We start from the raw sequence: 18,695 nt of genomic DNA on the forward strand, positions 1-18,695 counted from the left end.
CCACCTTATAATTGTGAAATTGAGCCGCAAGCCTGATTGGCAGGAAGTGCTTTATCGATTTGTTTTGGATATGGCAGATTTAAGTTATTCATTAATTCAATAAAATCTTCTCGTGAGCGATTCTGACCTAAACGTGAATTATTTAAGCGTTCATAACCAATCGTTGAAGACAGGCGACCTTTGTAATCGTGCCCCGGATACACAATAGTGTCGTCAGGTAGGCTGAAAAGTTGTTTATGAATACTGTCATAAAGTGTGCCTGCATTACCTTGCTGGAAATCGGTTCGACCACAGCCGTCAATTAATAATGCATCACCAGTGAAAACCATGTTTTCAACCAAATAACTCGTACAAGCATTGGTATGACCTGGTGTGTAACGCGCCTCAATACTGAGGTTGCCAACTTTAAGCATGCAACCATCAGTAATTAAAATGTCTCCGCAACTTACTTCTGAGTTTCGATGTAAAACCGATTTGCAATGAAAACGTTCACGAAGTAAATTTGCAGCAGTAATATGGTCTGCATGAACATGGGTATCTAAGGTATAGATGAGCGTAAATTGATACCGCTCTAATTCTTTTATATAAATCTCTATATCTGATGCAACTGGGTCAATTAAAACAGCCTCTTGTGTTTCTTTACACCCAAGCATATATGTATAAGTCGAACTTTCCTGCTCAAAAAACTGCTTAAAGAACATGATTTATACCCTAATAATTTATTTCTTTCCTATATTTTGCAAATAAGATGCCAATTATTTGAAATTAAATAATAAATATAAAAATCAACTATTTAAAATAATAAGTAAAATTAAAGTTAAAAAACAAACGCAGCTTGATGTTCCTTTGAAACTCAAGTATGTTTCAATGAAACGAATGTGAAACACAGACAATGGCAAAGTTAAATTTTGAGTTAGAACAGGATTTTTATATTTTATTTGAGCAGCTTAAAGCTCTATTCCCAAATGCGATTCTGTTTTTAGCGGACACATCTACTCAAGCAATTCACTATAAATTTAATACAGATGACATTTCTGTGGAGAGCATGGCAGCACTTACTCAAGACCATCATAATCAGTATCTTGAAATTAATACTCCTAAAATGAGAAAGCGATTCATTTATCAGGAAAATGATATTTACATCGCAGAACATCGTATTATCGGGAAATTGCATATTCTACAGCCCGTTAGCATAGAGAATGATATTGCTGATCAAGTAGAGCTAACAGAACAATTGCAAGACTTGGCTAAAGTTTTCAATAGTTGTTCACCAGAAATGGCCCGTATGTTTTCAATCATTCAAAGAGTGGCTATTACTGAGTTTCCAGTGCTCGTACGCGGTGAATCTGGTAGCGGTAAAGAACTTGTGGCAAAAGCAATTCATGATTATAGCCAACGTAAAAATAAGGTTTTTGTGGCAATTAACTGTGCTGCCCTTAATGCCAATATTCTAGAAAGTGAGCTGTTTGGACATGTGAAAGGTGCTTTTACGGGAGCAATTCGTGACCATAAAGGCGTGTTTGAACGTGCTGCTGGCGGAACGTTGTTTCTGGATGAAATTGCCGAGATTCCTTTAGAACTTCAAGCTAAATTATTACGAGTGTTAGAAACAGGTGAATTTACTCCTGTAGGTGGTGAAAAACCGATTCAAGCCAATGTCCGCATTATTACCGCAACACATAAAGCTTTACGCGAAGAGGCTAAGGCTGGGCGTTTCCGTCACGATTTGCTTTACCGCTTGCGTGTGATTCCAATTTTTATACCACCACTCAGAGAGCGGAAAGTCGATATTCCACTTATTGTCGATCAGATTTTAAAAGAAAGCTCCACTCAACTCGACACCATGCCTCGTCATGTCAATCAAAAAGCCATGCAAGTTCTTTTAAATTATGACTGGCCAGGAAATGTTCGTGAGCTTAAAAACACCCTACTTTATGCGTTAACCATGGCAAATGGTAAGGATGAAATTGAAGTCGAAGACTTACCCAATGAGCTTTTAAATGCAGATGATTACGTTAAATTGCCTGAGTCAAATACAGAACTTACCCCTGAAAATGTACAAGCCGCTTTAGAAAAATATAACCATAACTTAAATATGGTCGCGAATATTTTTGGAATTAGCCGTACTACCCTTTGGCGATATAGACAAAAGCATAAGCTTTAGTTAGGTATTTAGCTCGTCTAAGGCGTATCATATTGCACTTGGTTAGGTTCATTAGTTCAAAGGCTTTATATGATTGTTCGTGATAAAAGCAATGTATTTAAACTTTTATTTGCTTGGAAAGGAACAATTTTACCGAAGGTTTTGCCAGCACTGAGTTTTGTTGTCCTTATTTCAGCATGTGTGGTCTGGCTCTCTTATTATCATTGGATTCAAATTCCTACCGTACCTGCAATTGGATTTACCATCTTCGGTGTGATTCTGTCGATTTGTACGGGTTTTCGAAATAACGCGTGTTATGACCGTTGGTGGGAAGGCCGCAAACTTTGGGGTGCATTAATTGCCAATGCCAGACATATTGTTAGAGACAGCCATGTTCTATCTAATGAACAACGTGAACATTTAATTCATCAGGTCTTAATTTTTAGTAACTTGTTGCGTGATCGACTGCGTCAACAAACAGTCGAACCCACAAAATTTCTTGAGCATGCCTATTTAAATAATTCTTCACTTAATTATTTAAATGAGCATATTAATGCCCCTCAGTTTGTACTCGAAAATATTCAAAAAGATTTAGTTAAAATACTCAAAGATGGCGAAATTAGTGACATTATCTATAGCACGCTAAATCGACATATTATTGAGTTAGGCAATATTCAAGCGGGTTGTGACCGTATTGCGGGGACACCTTTGCCCTACTCATATTCAGTACTTTTGCACCGTGCTGTTTATTGTTTCTGTTTCATCTTACCATTTAGCCTTGAAGCAGCTTTAGGTATTTGGACACCGCTTATTGTCGGTTTAATTGCTTATATGTTTTTAGGTTTAGATGCTTTAAGTGCTCAAATTGAAGAACCTTTTGGTTTGCAAGAAAATGATTTACCGCTAGATTCAATTGTACGTTTGATTGAACGTGAGTCTCTAAGTTCATTAGGGCAGCCATTACCCCCTATTATTGAAGCTCAAAACAACAATTTACTTTAATAAAAAAGAGCGAATCATCGCTCTTTTTTATAGGTTTAAGTGTCTGTTTATGGATGTACAATAATCTTAACGGCTGACTCATTATTATGAATTAAAGTTTCAAAGCCTTGTGAAATCAAATCATCAAGTTGAATACGCTGCGTAATAAAAGGTTCCAGATTTATTTTTCCTTCTTCTACCAGTTTAATGGTTTCTTGATGGTCATTTACATAGGCAATTGTGCCTCGTACATCAAGCTCTTTCATTACCACACTGTGCACATTAATTGATGCTGGGTGACTCCAAATCGAAACAATAACAATAACGCCTGTTGGTTTCACTGCCGCAACCAAAGTATCTAATACCTTGTTAACGCTACTACATTCAAACGCGACATCGACACCATCACCATTAGTGATTTTCATGACCTCAGAAACAACATCAACTTCTGACGGGTCTAAAATATAATCTGCAACACCCGACTCTTTGGCTTTTTCTTTACGTTTTGCACTTAGTTCGGTAATGATGACTTTAAGACCTTTCGCTTTTAAAATTGCCGAAAGCAATAAACCAATTGGCCCCGCACCGCCAACCAGTGCAATATCACCAGCCTTTGCACCACTACGTACGAAAGCATGGTGACCTACCGATAACGGTTCAATTAAGGCTGCCTGATCGAGTGGAATTTTATTGGAAATTGGGTGCACCCAACGGCGTTTAACCGCAATTTTTTCCGATAAACCACCACCACGACCACCTAAACCAATAAAGTTCATATTTTTGGAAAGATGATAATTATCACCCGGTCCAGTCGGTACATCATCGGCCACAATATAAGGCTCTACGACTACATGCTGGCCAATTTCAATATCATCAACACCTTCACCTACGGCATAAACCACACCTGAAAATTCATGTCCCATGGTAATCGGCGCAGATTCACCTGAAATAGGATGCGGATGTCCACACGGTGGAATAAAAATTGGCCCTTCCATAAATTCGTGCAAATCTGTACCACAGATTCCACACCAAGCTACCTTAATGCCTACAGTGCCGGGAGTGACTTTTGGTTCAGGAATATCTTCAATACGAATATCGCCTCTGTCATAAAAACGCGCTGCTTTCATTATTATCTCCCTCAAATCAGGATGTTGTTTTAGCGATAGACAATTCCGCCGTCCGTTAAAATGGATTGACCCGTTATATAGTCCGAATCTTCACTTGCCAGAAAAGCAACTAATGCAGCTACATCATCTGGTGTTTGGGCTCTACCTAAAGCAATGCCTTCCACATACTTTTTATAAGTTTCACCGATTGCTGCACCGGTAATTTCAGCAAAACGTTTATCGATTTCAACCCACATGTCCGTTCCGACAATTCCGGGACAATATCCATTTACCGTAATACCGTGACTGGCATATTCTTTTGCCGCAGCTTGGGTAAGTGCTCGTACCGCAAATTTGGTAGCCGAGTAAATACCAAGTAAAGCAAACCCATCATGGCCCGCTATTGAGCAAGCATTAATGATTTTTCCTTTATGTTGGCGTTGCTTAAATTTTGCAGCAGCAGCCTGAATGCCCCACAGCACTCCACCAATATTGATATCAACAATTTTTTGAAATTCATCAGGTGTGATATCAGCAATCGCCTGAACTTGGGCAATTCCAGCATTATTAATCATGACATCAAATCCACCAAGTGTCTGCTCAACATGATTTATAGCGACATACACTTGCTCGCGGTCACTGACATCGGCAATAAATGTGCTCGCATTTACACCTAAAGCCTGAATTTCTTGCTGCACATCGTTCAGTCGATCTTGTTTCATATCAACTAATGCAATATGTGCTCCTTCTTGCGCCAAGCGTAGGGCAATCCCACGGCCAATGCCTTGAGCTGCCCCAGTCACTAAAACGATTTTATTTTTTAATCCCTTAACCATGTTCAACTCCTGTAAATGTAGAATTTCTACATATGAATCGCTCGTTGCATTGAGGTCAAAATGGACTCATGCATGGCTTCTGATAAGGTTGGATGTGGGAAAATCACTTGAGCTAAACTTTCATCAGTTGCTTCTAGATATTTGGCAATCGCAAAGCCTTGGATATGTTCAGTCACTTCATGGCCTACCATATGTGCACCAAGTAATTCACCCGTTTCTGCATGTACCACCGTTTTAACGAAACCTGACGCATCTCCAATTGCTAAAGCTTTACCATTTGCAGTTAAAGAAAACTTACCAATACGTATAGGTAGATTCTTAGCTTTTGCTGCATTTTCTGTTAGACCAATACTCGCCACTTGTGGATGTGTAAAAATACAACCCGGTATCTGGCTACGATCGAGTGAATGTACGTTTACCACACCAGCAATTTTCTCGACACATATAATGGCTTCATGGCTTGCTTTATGGGCAAGACACGGTGCACCAGCCACATCACCAATTGCATAAAGCCCCGCTACGTTGGTTTTACAATAGTCATCAATTGCCACAAAACCTTGTGGGTTGAGTTCTACACCTAAACGTTCTAGTCCTAGCCCCGTGGTATTAGGCTGTACACCAATTGCCGAAAGCACGCGGTCAAAAACAAGCGTTTGAATATCATTTGCCGTTTCAACCACACAGTGAACTTGACCATTTTCAATTTGAGTACTTTGAACGACAGCATCGGTTAAGACTTTCATTCCTTTTTGTTCAAATTGTTTTCTGACAAATTGAGCAACTTCTGCATCTTCGGTTGGTAAAATCTGCTTGGCTAAATCAATAAGTGTGACCTGACACCCCAAGTCTTGATAAAGACTAGCAAACTCACTACCAATTGCACCTGAGCCTACAACCAGTAAACTTTTTGGTAATTGCTCTGGAACAAGCGCTTCTTTATAGCTCCAGACATATGTTCCATCTACGGGAAGCTGAGGAACATGTCGAGCTTTAGCTCCAGTTGCCAAAATGATATGTGGTGCACTCAAATCCTGACTATTACCTTGAGCATCGGTCACTTCAAGTTTTTCTTTAGCCGTAAGTTGAGCACGGCCATTAAACACTGTCACCTGATTCTTTTTAAGTAAATAATCGATGCCTTGTACTAACTGAGCTGATACTTGTCGGCTATGTTGCACAAGCTTTTGAATATCAAAATCGAGTTGAGATACCTGAAAACCAAACTGTCCGGCATGTTTAAACTGAGTTGCAAGCTCTGCCCCTGCAAGCAAAGCTTTGGTTGGAATACAGCCCCAATTTAGGCAAATTCCGCCTAAATGTTGCTCTTCTACAATTGCGGTTTTTAATCCGAGCTGGGCTGCACGAATTGCAGCCACATACCCACCCGGTCCCGCGCCAATCACAATTAAATCAAATTGAGCTTCTGACATGCGGGTTCTCCTACACCAAAATTAAAGCAGGGTTTTCAACAAACTGCTTAAAGCTGGCCAAGAATTTCGCCCCAACTGCACCATCAATGACTCGGTGATCGCATGACAACGTCGCTGTGACAATCTCACGAACCACGACATTGCCATTTTCAACAACAGCACGTGATTCAGAAGCGCCTAATGCCATAATTGCACCTTGCGGTGGATTAATAATGGCATCGAACTGTTTAATGCCTAACATTCCTAAATTTGAAATGCTAAAGCTGCCGCCCTGAAACTCATCAGGTTGTAACTTGCCAGTCTTGGCACGGGTTGCCAAATCACGCATGTCATCAGAAATTTGTGCTAAAGACTTCTGATTCGCTGCTTTCACAATGGGTGTAATTAAACCGTTTGGAATCGCTACGGCCACCGAAATATCCGCTTGAGAGAACTGTAAAATTGATTGAGTCGCCTCATCAAATTGAACATTCACTTCAGGTACTTTAATCAGTGCCGCCGCCGCTGCCTTAATTAGCATGTCATTAATAGAAAGTTTCACTTGTGGAACAGTCTCATTAATCTGCTTACGTAGTTTTTGCAAAGCTTCTACGTTTAGATCGACCACTAAGCGGAAATGCGGTGCATTACGTTTTGCAGCCTGTAACCGTGAAGCAATCGCTTTACGCATACCATTCATAGTAACCGTAGTAACAGTCGATTGTGGTTGAGCAGCACATTGCACAAGTTGTTCATTTACCGACGTTGGGTTATTACGATAGTAAACCGCTTCAACATCTTCTTTACAGACACGGCCACGAGTACCTGAAACACGGCAGTCATTTAGGTTAATGCCCCACTGCTTTGCTAAACGACGTGCTACAGGTGTCGCTAAAACTTGGCTATCATCGGCCGTAGATTTAACCACTTTAACTTGAGTTTGCTGCTTAACATCAGGCCACTGACCACCAGCAGCCTGTACAGCCTTCTGGATGTCTTGAACACTAATACGTCCTTCACGACCAGAACCTGTGACTTTTGCCAAGTTTACATTGTGTTTTTCTGCAAGCTTCAATGCATGCGGCGTTGCAAACAACTCATTAGATGTTTGATAACCTTGTAATGACTCGGGTACAGCATAGTCACCTTTAGCGACCTTTGCAGGAGCTGAAGCACTAACTGCTACAGTCTGTGGTTGTTCTGCTTTTTCAGCAATAGGTGCAGATATTTCCGCTTTACTTTGTTCCGAAGGTGCTTCAGGTGCTTGAGCTGCTGAACCGCCTAGTGACGCAATAAATTTTTCAATTTCTGCATCAGAAACTTGGCTTTCAGCACATACGGCAATAAGGCCACCAACAGGTAAAGTATCACCATCTTTTGCTAAAATTTTACGGAGTGTTCCAGCAAAAGGCGCTTCTAATACATTGACGATTTTTGTGGTTTCAATTTCACAAATTTCATCGCCTTTATTAAAGCTATCGCCTTCTTTAATCAACCATTGGGCAATCGTGCCTTCTTCCATGGATAATCCCCATTTCGGGATCTCCAGCGTTTTAATTTCGCTCATCCTAAGCCTCCAATGTTTTTCGCACAGCTTGCTCAATACGCTCTACACTTGGAATCCATTCTTTTTCTAAAACTGGAGAGAATGGGACAGGCGTATGTGGTGGCGTTACGAGTTCAACAGGTGCTTTCAAATAGTGGAAACCTTTCTGTGCAACTAGTGCAGCCACATCATGACCAAAGCCACAGCGTGCCGCTGATTCATCCACAATAACCACACGCCCAGTTGATGCAACAGACTCTAAAATTCCTTCTTCATCCAGAGGTGAAATTGTACGAGGGTCTACCACTTCAACCGAAATGCCATCTTTTGCTAGTTTATCTGCTACTTCATTGGCACGGTGTACCATCAAGCCTAAAGCAATAATGGTCACATCTGTCCCTTCACGGGTGTAATTTGCTACACCAAAAGGAATGGTATAGGCATCATCTGGAACTTCGCCTTTAATGTCATAGAGCATTTTATGTTCACAGAACACTACAGGGTCGTCATCACGAATGGCCTGAATTAATAGCCCTTTCACATCATATGGGCTAGATGGAACCACAACTTTTAAGCCCGGAACCGCGGCAAATACGTTATATGGCGACTGAGAATGCTGAGCTGCCGCAGAAAAACCCGCACCAATCATGCCACGTACAACCATGGGTGCTTTTGCTTTTCCACCGAACATATAACGGAATTTAGCGGCTTGGTTATAGAGCATGTCATGGCACACGCCATAGAAATCCATAAACATTAAATCGGCAACAGGACGTAAACCTGTTGCTGCAGCACCAGCGGCCATACCGATAATTGCAGACTCGGTAATTGGCGTATCAATAACACGTTCCGAACCAAATTCTGTCCATAAACCTTTGGTTACGCCCAATACACCACCGAAACCTTCTAACTGGTTTTCTTCAGTGTTTTTACCGCCGTGCCCACCGCGAACATCTTCACCAACAACAAATACGGTTGGATCACGGCGCATTTCTGATTCAATGGCTTCTTTAATTGCATTACGAAAACTTTTATTTGGCATCTTTACTATTCCTTTAGTAAGAGACATAGACGTCAGTAAGGAGTTGTTCTGGTTTTGGGTATGCCGCAGCACGAGCTTTAGCAACGGCATCATCAACATTTGCCTTAGAAGATGCATCAATCTCGTCTAGTTTGGCTTCATCAATTTTGCCTTTGACTTTCTCGCGGAAAATTTTCAAAGGATCTTTGTTTTCCTTGATGAACTCGACTTCTTCCTTAGAACGAATCAAGCCAGGGTCACCTTCGAAGTGGCCATAAAAACGATTTGTAATGGTTTCAATCACGCTTGGACCTTCACCACGACGTGCACGTTCAATGGCAGTTTGAGCGGCTTCATAGACAGCAAAGAAGTCTGTACCATCAACTTTAACTGCCGGTAAACCGAACCCTGATGCACGACCAGCAATGTCTTTGCTTCCTACAGCGTAATCATGACCAGTCCCCTCACCAAAACCGTTATTTTCGAAAACGAAAATTACTGGAAGTTTAAGTACAACAGCCATGTTCATCGCTTCAAAAGTAAGGCCTTGGTTTGAACCACCATCGCCTGTAAAAGAAAGTCCGACGCCACCAGTCTTTAAGGTTTTCGCTGTCAACGCTGCACCAATGGCTAAAGGAGGTCCACCACCCACAATCCCGTTGGCACCGAGCATACCTTTATCTAAATCGGCAATATGCATAGAACCGCCTTTTCCACGGCATAGCCCATCATCTTTACCGAAAATTTCCAGCATCATGGCGTGGATGTCACAGCCTTTTGCAATACAGTGTCCATGTCCACGGTGTGTTGAAGTGATATAGTCTTTGTCGGTTAAATTTTCGCAAATCCCGACTGCTACAGCTTCTTCACCACTGTATAAGTGAATAAAGCCTGGAATATCACCATTGGTATTTTCTTCATGAAGTCGATCTTCAAATTCACGAATATCACGCATGCGTTTATATGCTGCGAGTAATTGCTCTTCCGTTAATTGCATATCCTTTTCCTTTATTATCTTGATTATTAAAAATCAACCAAGTTTCAGCGAGTGTTATATATTTCGCTATAAATAATAAAGCTCAATTTAATTTAATATGCTATTAGACTAAAAAGTTTTAAATAAGTTTTTTAGCTATTAATTTTTATTTATCACAAACTTACACCACAAAAATAAAATTAAAAAATTTTAATTAATTTCATTCACTTGTGAAACAAACCTTTAACCAACCTTTATTAATTTATAATATTTGCTGTGCACTATACGCATTAATAAATTCTTTATTTCTTATTTATAGAAATAAGGTTTTTTATTATAACCAGTCTAGTTGCAAATTAATTTAATATAAAATGGAATTTTATATATGGACTTAAAAAGGCAAATAGAAACAGGTATTAAGTTAAGAGGAATAGATAAAGTTTCTCGTATTCCCATTAAAATTTTACCTACCGAAGAATTACCTAAAAAGCCTGAATGGATTCGAGCAAAAATAACTGATTTCGAAGAAATTCAACGTATCAAAAATTTATTACGCCAACAAAAGCTACATAGTGTTTGTGAAGAGGCCGCATGTCCAAATCTACCTGAATGTTTTGGCGGTGGTACGGCAACATTTATGATTATGGGAGATATTTGTACAAGACGTTGCCCTTTCTGCGATGTAGCACATGGTCGTCCAATGCCTTTAGATGAAAATGAACCTAAACATCTAGCTGAGACGGTCGCTAACCTAAACTTAAAATATGTAGTCATTACCTCTGTAGACCGTGATGATCTACACGATGGTGGTGCAGCACATTTTGTGAAGTGTATTGAAGAAATCAGAAACCGTTGTCCAGATACGCTGATTGAAATTTTAGTTCCGGACTTTCGTGGCCGTTTAGAAACAGCACTCTCTACATTAAGCTTATCACCACCCGATGTGTTTAATCATAATATTGAGACCGTTCCTCGTTTATATAAAGCGATGCGCCCCGGTTCAGATTATCAACATTCACTAGAGTTACTTAAACGCTTTAAAGCATATTGTCCCGATATCAAAACCAAGTCTGGCCTGATGGTTGGATTAGGAGAAATAGAGGCTGAAGTGCTTGCCCTACTCAACGATTTAAAAGACTATCAAGTCGATCTTGTCACGATTGGTCAATATCTTCAGCCTTCAAAATCACATGCGCCTATTCATCGGTTTGTAAATTTACAAGAATTTGAACGATATACCCGACACGGTAAGCGATTAGGTTTTAAAAATATTTGGAGTGCACCTATGGTTCGTTCTAGCTATTTTGCTGATCGACAATATTTCGGAGAAGAAGTGCCAAAGCCTTTCAGCCGACAAGATGTCTTATCTTAATGATTAGACAATTAACAAAACTTATCCAATAGGATAATGGTCAAGACTTATAAAATTATTTAAGGTAAGGAGATAACTAGGAAATAGTCACAATAAGAAAGTTATAACTGTTGAGCGGCTACGGATACGCCATTTCAATGATAAAGGAATTTCGATATGGATATGTCAGAACAATTATCATCGCCTTTAATAGACACTAGTCCGTCCTTATTTCGGTCGGAATCCTCATCTCATTCTAAACAATTAGGAAAAAAACCATCACTTGACCTTGAAGCAGCACCTTTGTTTGATCTGGGTGAGGAATGGGAACACTCATTATTTGGTCGTTCGATTCACGAGTGCCATCGCAACTTAATGCATATTGCCGAAGATGCCGATATGGCCATTGGTGTGACTGATCCTCATGGTACTCTACTTTGGACATGGAGTAGTCACCCTATGCGCTCATCGGCTGAGCAAGTACACTTTGTTGAAGGTGGTCAGTGGTCTACTCAGGCAGTAGGTCAAAACGCCATTGGTCTAGCATTAAATACACATTCTGCAAGCTGTGTTTACTCACATGAAAACCAAATGAATAGTGTCAGAGACTGGGTCTGTTATGCAGCACCGATTACCGATACAAATACAGGTCAGTTTTATGGAATTATGAATTTATCGACCAAATATCAAAAACATAATTCACTTGGAGTTTTAGCAGTAGAGCGTTGTGCTGACATTGTTAAACAAGCAATTCAGCTTCATCAGAAAAATATCTTATATATTAAAGCTTTCGGTACTCCTAAAGTTCAATATAACCAACACAGCCTTACATTGACTCAACGTCAAATTGAGATTCTGTGTATTTTAACTCTTTGTCCCGAAGGGATTAATCTTGAAGAACTTCACTATGCTCTATATGGTGATCGACCTGTAAGTACCACCACTTTAAAAGCAGAACTTTCTCAACTCAGAAACTTAATACCCGATGTTATCGAGTCACGACCATATAGACTTAACTGCGAAATTCAATGTGATTTTTTAATGGCCGAACAAGCCTTAAACCTTGGTTTTACATCAACTACGCTTACACTCTATAGAGGAAGTTTCTTAGCTAAATCAGAAAGTCCTTTTTTATGCGCATGGAGAGATTGTTTTGACGCTCGTTTGAGTCATGTGATTTATCAAATTGAAGATATTGATCAATTATTACGAGTGGTCAGTCGTGTACCAGACCGTGTAGATGCCGTTGAACGTTTACTTGAATTATTACCCGAAGAAACACCTTATCGAACTAAACTCTTAAAGTTGCTCGAATAAAATAAAAGGGAGAATATCCATACGATATTCTCCCTTTTTAAGGCTAGATCAAGCAGAGGCTTGAAGCTGTACCCTATAGCAGTCGTCCAAAGCTAATTCATAATATCGTAGCCCTTCTTCAGCAGCATGAAATGCTTTTTGCTGCCAGTCAGGACGGTCATTACATAAGCGTTTAATCAACTCCATAGCTTCATAAGGATGAAGATCATCGTAATGTGCATGCGCGCGTAACCAAGCTAAAGAACGTTTATCAATCGTGACTTCAGGATGATTAGTATAGGTATGAATACCTTTATACACCTGAATAGACCAATCTCCAGTTGCCCATTCAATCGCCAAATTTGTTGCAGCCAGACATTCTGCCAAATTGCCTCGATGACTCATATTCCATAGAAAATGGTTTACAGCATTCATAGCAGCGGGTGGTCTTACATGATCAAGTTCTTCAACTGTTAAGCCAAAACCTCCAGCCCAATCGCGATACCATTTTAAGTGTCGCTCTTCCACCTTAATATTTTGAATTAACCAATCTCGAGCTTCAGTAACTCCCGGTTCAGAAAATCCAGTCGCTTTCCCCAATGCTCCAGCCATATATGACGGGAAATGGGCGACTAATGGATAGAAATTAAGTAAAGCATAACGGAAACTATCTAGGCTCAATCCCCCATTGGCCATTTCCGTAAAGAACGGATGTTTACTCACCCGTTCTTTAGCTGGTAACAGGTCGTCCCAGAACCGTTGTGACCATCCATTATGCGGCGTAATTTCTAAATTCATTCCATATTGATTTAGAGCAGTCATTGCTAATTTTCCTATTTATATGACAGCAATCATCTGTATTTCACGCTATAAGTCTATCCGAAAATGATAAAGATACAATCGGTAATAGACCATTTGTAACTTTTTTCGACGGATTGGGGAGCTTTAGATAATTACTAGGCTAATCATTGAAATGTCGTGATTTTTATCACATTTAACATAGATAAAAATCATTACTTTTTTAAAAAATCTGTATTATTATTTTGAATAAACCACACATTATATAATCAATATTTTTAGATGGAACTTTACTTAAAATAAGTCTCATTTTATGACAACTTCCAATATAGAGAGCATTAATTATGAAGTTGCAAGGTTCCAATATATTGGGACAGGAACAAATAGATTTATTAACCACACGAGGACTAAACTTCGTATGGTTTCCAAAGCAGCTTGAAACGATTTATCGTTTTCAATACCAAAATGGCGCTGCCTATGAGTTCCGCTATAGAGCGCCTATTATTTTAATATTATATATATTTTTAAGCTTTGGTATATATCAAGTTTTACCAAGTGAGCAAGTTTTATCCTGGTTTAGCTATTATTCTTGGGTAGGTGTAATTGTTCTTATCGCTTGGATTTTATCATTTATTAAAAAATTAAATCAGTATTTTGATTATTATGTAGGAATTGGCTCGGCTTTAGCGGTAGCAATTACTTTTATTTTAATTAACGTTATTGAGAATGGACAAGATAATGTTCTTTTTCATGCTGCGATGATGTATGCAATCGTTATTATTTATGGTGCTGTTGGTATGCGCTTCTATACGGCTATATTTGCTGGATGGATGGGAGGACTGGTTGGAATTTTAGCAAGCAACTACTTAAATGGTGTGATCGACTGGACGTTCTTAAACCGAACTTACACCTTCAGTAGTTTCTTGGGAATGACCCTTGCCTATGCAACTGACCGCCAACATCGAGAAAACTACTTACAAAACTGCATGATCGAGCTGAATCGCATTGAGCTCATGCAGCAAGCACAGCAATTATCTTTGCTTTCCCAGCAAGATGCACTTACTGGTTTAGCCAATCGACGTTATCTAGATGAAACCTTGGATAATGAATGGCGCCGTGCATTACGACATGAAACCCCACTCACCATTATGATGGTCGATATCGATTATTTTAAAGCATACAATGACACGCTAGGACATCTCAAAGGTGATGAATGTTTAAAAGAAATCGCCATCGCTATTTCTTCTATCGCTGCTCGTAGTGGAGATTTAGTTGCTCGTTATGGTGGTGAAGAATTTTTACTACTATTCCCAATGACAAATTCTCAGCAAGCTTTGATACAAGTCGAACGTTTAATGAATGCGATTAATAGAATTGCAATTAAGCATCCATGTAGTGATGTTTCACCACATGTCACTATTAGTGTAGGAGTCGCAACTACAATTCCACGTCTAAACGATTCTATTTCTGCTTTTGTTGCACGAGCTGACCATGCATTATATAAAGCAAAAACCAATGGACGTAATCAATATAAGATTGCTGTAAACGAAGAACAAATTGTAGATCTGACTTAGAAAGTCAGACCGTTATTCAAAATGACTTTTGAATAGTTATGATCTTTTATAGCTTCCCTCTTTAAATTAAAATGACTAGAAATAATCAATTAGCTTTTCCCAGCCGTTGGAAAAGCTAACATGTAATTTAAATCTAGTACATACCCTACATTTCTTCAATTTAGTCTTAAAATATCTTACTAGAAATAATTTATATAAACCCTATGGTAAATTTATATCATTTATACGTGTAAAATATTTTAAATATTTATCTTTAAAATGATTATTCAACTACTCTAATTTAAAAATGCGCCAGTTCATTAAATTTTTTACTTTTAACTTATTCCAGAGTTTATTGATAAAATTAAGCAATAAACTTTGCTGTATTCTTTGTGGTACGACAGGAATAGTCTCACTTGAAAATGGCAGTATTGAAACAATATTTTCATGTATCGTTTCATAGTTTGGATAAGCTTCTTTTTTAATAATTTCTATAATTTTTTGTATTTCATCTACAGATAAGTTTAAAAACTTCTTAATCTCTTGAACTGTTTTTGATTCAATAGATAATAAAGTGCAAACTCTAGTTACATTAACGATTTGTTCGTCATGAATATTCTTGAAATTCGGGTAACAAACCAGTTTATATGAAATTTTCGTTTCCAAAGAGTCTATAGTGGCTATATTTTTATTATTTGTTATACGCTCTTGATGAGTCTTTTGAAAATATTCATTGTTTTCTATTTCTTTTAAAATATTCAAAAGTTCTGGATAGCGTATTGGTCTTTTCAGCCTATATTGGTAACCTCTTAAAAGTTCGGGATTATTACTTAATACGATTTTAATTTTTTTAGGAAGAAGAATATTGGTATAACCACTATCTAAATCAATAATATGTATATCTGGATTATCATCATTATACACCCAGTTTTCAGATAACTGAGATGACAAAGACAAGTCATGAATAACTTTTATCATTGCCTGTAAATTTTTAGGCAATAGCTTATCCTTTGACATACAGCCAATTCTATATGTGCATTGATTCATTGATATTTCCCCAATTTCAATGATGACTTTAAAAAGTATTTGTTAAAGTAATAAAATTTAAAATGTAAAAAAGTCATATAAAACTAATTTTACTAAAATCAGTTTTAAGAAATAATATAGATATCTGATGTACTAAGTAAATTAATAAAGCTTTAATTTTCAAAGCCAAAAGATAAATATATTCAAAAATAAATCGCCGGTATTATATTTATATAGAGATTATAAGACAAGAAAATAATTTAAAATTTAATAGATCATAATCTAATAAAAAATTAAAGCCCCATATTTAACTTAAATTTGGGGCTTTATTTACTATAGTCATAAATTATGACTAGGGTTCAATCGGAGCAAATGGAGGAACAACATCTGCATTTTGAGCACGATGACGTAAAAAATGATCCATTAAGACAATTGCTAACATTGCTTCAGCAATTGGAGTTGCTCGAACACCTACACACGGATCATGACGGCCTTTAGTTAACACATCAGTATCTTCACGATTTAAATTAATCGTTTTACCTGGTGTTGTAATGCTTGCAGTAGGTTTTAATGCAATGGCGACTCGAATCGTCTGACCACTTGAAATACCACCTAAAATACCACCCGCATGATTTGCTAAGAAACCATGACTAGTTAGCTCATCACGTGTTTCATGACCAAACTGCCCAGCAACTTCAAAACCATCACCAATTTCAACACCTTTAACTGCATTAATGCTCATCATCGCATGTGCAATATCAGCATCTAGGCGGTCAAAAACGGGTTCCCCCCAACCTACAGGAACTTTTTCAGCTAAAATTTCTAGCTTAGCCCCGCAGCTTGTACCTTGTTCACGTAAAGATGTAACCAATGCTTCAAAACGAGGAACAGCATCTACATCACCACAAAAAAATGGATTATTTGGAACTTCATCCCAATCCAGTTTTTGAGCAACTTCATTACCAATTTGTGTGACATGACCGCGAATCAATACACCAAACTTTTCTGCTAAATATTTCTTTGCAATTGCACCAGCTGCAACACGCATAGCAGTTTCACGAGCACTTGAACGCCCGCCACCACGGTAATCACGGAAACCGTACTTTTGTGTATAGGTATAATCTGCGTGACCCGGTCTAAAAGTTTGCGCAATATTGCCATAATCTTTCGATTTTTGGTCAGTATTACGAATGAGTAAACCGATTGATGTGCCGGTAGTCTTTCCCTCAAATACACCTGAAATAATTTCAACCTGATCAGGCTCTTTGCGTTGTGTCGCAAATTTTGATGTACCTGGTTTACGGCGGTCTAGATCTTTTTGTAGATCCTCTTCGGTTAATGCAATGCCTGGAGGCACACCATCAACAATTGCCATCAAACCAACACCATGAGACTCACCACATGTCGTTACACGAAAGAGTTGTCCAATACTGTTCCCTGCCATATGTACAACTCCTTATGCTTGTTGCTGTTCAAATAGTTTTCTATAACGACGACATTGTTCTGCAGTTAAAGCAAAAATGCCAGAACCACCTTTTTGGAAAGTAAGCCAGTTGAAATCAATGGTATTGAAGTTCTGACGCATAGCCCATTCAGAGTTACCCACTTCAATTACAATTAAACCATCTTCAGTTAAGTAATCTGCGGCTTGAGCAAGCATTTTACGCACAAGATCTAAACCATCTTGGCCTGCTGCCAATGCAAGCTCAGGTTCATGTAAAAACTCTTCCGGTAAGTCAGCCATGTCTTCAGCATCAACATATGGAGGGTTACTTACAATCAAATCATACTGGTTTTCAGCTGGAATTTTGGCAAATAGGTCTGATTCAAGTAAAGCAACTTGATATTGTTTATTATGGTGTTCAACATTAATCGATGCTACTTCTAAAGCTTCTTTCGAGATGTCCGTTGCATCTACTTCAGCATCTGGATATGCATAAGCCAAAGCTACAGCAATACAACCAGAACCTGTACACATATCTAAAATACGTTGTGGAGTTTTAGGTTTTGCATTTTCTGGTAGGTTGTTAAGTGCTTCACGCATTTGACCATTTTCATCCAAGCAATATGGTGCAAAACGTTGTTCAATTAATTCTGCAATTGGTGAACGCGGAATAAGTACACGCTCGTCCACATAAAATGGCTTATTAAAGAAGTAAGCTAAATTTAATAAATAAGAAGTCGGAATACGGTCATTAATACGACGTTCTAACAAACTTAAGAATTCTGCTTTTTCACTTGGCAAAAGCTTAGCATCTAAAATCTCTGAGTCTGCTGACCATTCAAGAGATAAGGTTTGTAAAACTAATGCAGAACTTTCTGCAAAATAATCTTCAGTACCTTGTCCTAAATGTGCATCATGTTGACGTAATGCTGATACCCCAAAACGAATAAAATCTCGAATTGTAGATAAATTTTCAGCAGCTTCCTGTAAATGTTCAGGGCTAATCGTCGGTCGCTCCACTTAGGCGTCTCCAAAGGCAAATTTTGCAAAGTGACTATTCTACTGAGTGAGACAAAGCAACGCAACGCTTTGCCTTGTGAAGCAGTGTTTTACACACCTATCTCTAACAATCATAGCTTGAAATCAGAATACTTTGTTTTAATTAAGAAATAATGAACTTTTAAGAAAGGATAGATTTAGTCTATGAAA

At 38.5% G+C, this 18,695-nt stretch carries 16 protein-coding genes; 5 read left to right on the plus strand and 11 right to left on the minus strand.

Annotated features, from left to right (window positions below):
* Positions 1-5: 5 nt before the first annotated feature.
* Positions 6-701, minus strand: a complete 696-nt coding sequence (locus KIP84_RS09050) for an MBL fold metallo-hydrolase (RefSeq protein ID WP_213689786.1) — start codon at positions 699-701, stop codon at positions 6-8.
* A gap of 191 nt (positions 702-892) precedes the next feature.
* Here KIP84_RS09050 and KIP84_RS09055 point away from each other — a divergent pair, with 191 nt between their 5' ends.
* Together KIP84_RS09055 and KIP84_RS09060 are read left to right on the plus strand one after the other, a co-directional pair.
* Positions 893-2,164, plus strand: coding sequence for a sigma-54 dependent transcriptional regulator (locus KIP84_RS09055; protein ID WP_213689787.1), 1,272 nt, complete (start codon positions 893-895; stop codon positions 2,162-2,164).
* A gap of 69 nt (positions 2,165-2,233) precedes the next feature.
* Positions 2,234-3,145 carry a bestrophin family protein gene (locus tag KIP84_RS09060; RefSeq protein ID WP_005305012.1) on the plus strand — a complete coding sequence of 304 codons (912 nt, stop codon included), beginning with the start codon at positions 2,234-2,236 and terminating at the stop codon, positions 3,143-3,145.
* A 47-nt stretch (positions 3,146-3,192) separates the two neighbouring features.
* On the opposite strand, the gene KIP84_RS09065 is transcribed toward KIP84_RS09060, so the two are convergent.
* From KIP84_RS09065 to KIP84_RS09090, 6 genes are read right to left on the minus strand one after another with little or no spacing between them, the layout of a single operon-like run.
* Complete coding sequence (locus KIP84_RS09065) at positions 3,193-4,251, minus strand: 2,3-butanediol dehydrogenase (protein WP_057092891.1); 1,059 nt, start codon at positions 4,249-4,251, stop codon at positions 3,193-3,195.
* 29 nt (positions 4,252-4,280) lie between these two features.
* On the minus strand, positions 4,281-5,066 hold the full coding sequence (locus KIP84_RS09070) for an acetoin reductase (RefSeq protein WP_213689788.1): 786 nt from the start codon (positions 5,064-5,066) through the stop codon (positions 4,281-4,283).
* A 26-nt stretch (positions 5,067-5,092) separates the two neighbouring features.
* Positions 5,093-6,496 (minus strand): dihydrolipoyl dehydrogenase, encoded by a 1,404-nt coding sequence (lpdA, locus tag KIP84_RS09075; RefSeq protein ID WP_213689789.1) that lies wholly within the window; start codon positions 6,494-6,496, stop codon positions 5,093-5,095.
* A gap of 10 nt (positions 6,497-6,506) precedes the next feature.
* Complete coding sequence (locus KIP84_RS09080; RefSeq protein ID WP_213689790.1) at positions 6,507-8,042, minus strand: 2-oxo acid dehydrogenase subunit E2; 1,536 nt, start codon at positions 8,040-8,042, stop codon at positions 6,507-6,509.
* A 1-nt stretch (position 8,043) separates the two neighbouring features.
* On the minus strand, positions 8,044-9,063 hold the full coding sequence (locus KIP84_RS09085; protein WP_001133054.1) for an alpha-ketoacid dehydrogenase subunit beta: 1,020 nt from the start codon (positions 9,061-9,063) through the stop codon (positions 8,044-8,046).
* 13 nt (positions 9,064-9,076) lie between these two features.
* Positions 9,077-10,039, minus strand: a complete 963-nt coding sequence (locus KIP84_RS09090) for a thiamine pyrophosphate-dependent dehydrogenase E1 component subunit alpha (RefSeq protein WP_213689791.1) — start codon at positions 10,037-10,039, stop codon at positions 9,077-9,079.
* Between the two features lie 364 nt (positions 10,040-10,403).
* Here KIP84_RS09090 and lipA point away from each other — a divergent pair, with 364 nt between their 5' ends.
* Both lipA and KIP84_RS09100 read left to right on the plus strand, forming a co-directional pair.
* Positions 10,404-11,390: a lipoyl synthase gene (gene lipA / locus KIP84_RS09095; protein ID WP_213689792.1), complete on the plus strand. Its 987-nt coding sequence runs from the start codon at positions 10,404-10,406 to the stop codon at positions 11,388-11,390.
* A 156-nt stretch (positions 11,391-11,546) separates the two neighbouring features.
* Positions 11,547-12,686 (plus strand): hypothetical protein, encoded by a 1,140-nt coding sequence (locus KIP84_RS09100; protein ID WP_032003586.1) that lies wholly within the window; start codon positions 11,547-11,549, stop codon positions 12,684-12,686.
* A gap of 48 nt (positions 12,687-12,734) precedes the next feature.
* On the opposite strand, the gene KIP84_RS09105 is transcribed toward KIP84_RS09100, so the two are convergent.
* Positions 12,735-13,487 (minus strand): iron-containing redox enzyme family protein, encoded by a 753-nt coding sequence (locus KIP84_RS09105; RefSeq protein WP_002113940.1) that lies wholly within the window; start codon positions 13,485-13,487, stop codon positions 12,735-12,737.
* 320 nt (positions 13,488-13,807) lie between these two features.
* On the opposite strand from KIP84_RS09105, the gene KIP84_RS09110 reads away from it, so the two are divergent.
* Positions 13,808-15,037, plus strand: coding sequence for a diguanylate cyclase (locus KIP84_RS09110; RefSeq protein WP_060465690.1), 1,230 nt, complete (start codon positions 13,808-13,810; stop codon positions 15,035-15,037).
* Between the two features lie 270 nt (positions 15,038-15,307).
* Here the strand turns inward: KIP84_RS09110 and KIP84_RS09115 are convergent, their stop codons facing one another.
* The 3 genes from KIP84_RS09115 to prmB all read right to left on the minus strand — a co-directional run bounded on the left by KIP84_RS09115 (position 15,308) and on the right by prmB (position 18,506).
* Positions 15,308-16,063, minus strand: a complete 756-nt coding sequence (locus tag KIP84_RS09115) for a hypothetical protein (protein ID WP_068565733.1) — start codon at positions 16,061-16,063, stop codon at positions 15,308-15,310.
* 331 nt (positions 16,064-16,394) lie between these two features.
* On the minus strand, positions 16,395-17,486 hold the full coding sequence (gene aroC / locus KIP84_RS09120) for a chorismate synthase (protein WP_086264617.1): 1,092 nt from the start codon (positions 17,484-17,486) through the stop codon (positions 16,395-16,397).
* A 12-nt stretch (positions 17,487-17,498) separates the two neighbouring features.
* Positions 17,499-18,506, minus strand: coding sequence for a 50S ribosomal protein L3 N(5)-glutamine methyltransferase (prmB, locus tag KIP84_RS09125; RefSeq protein WP_002113580.1), 1,008 nt, complete (start codon positions 18,504-18,506; stop codon positions 17,499-17,501).
* Positions 18,507-18,695 lie beyond the last annotated feature (189 nt).

The organism is Acinetobacter sp. BHS4 (genome assembly GCF_018454425.1).
Lineage (GTDB): Bacteria > Pseudomonadota > Gammaproteobacteria > Pseudomonadales > Moraxellaceae > Acinetobacter > Acinetobacter pittii.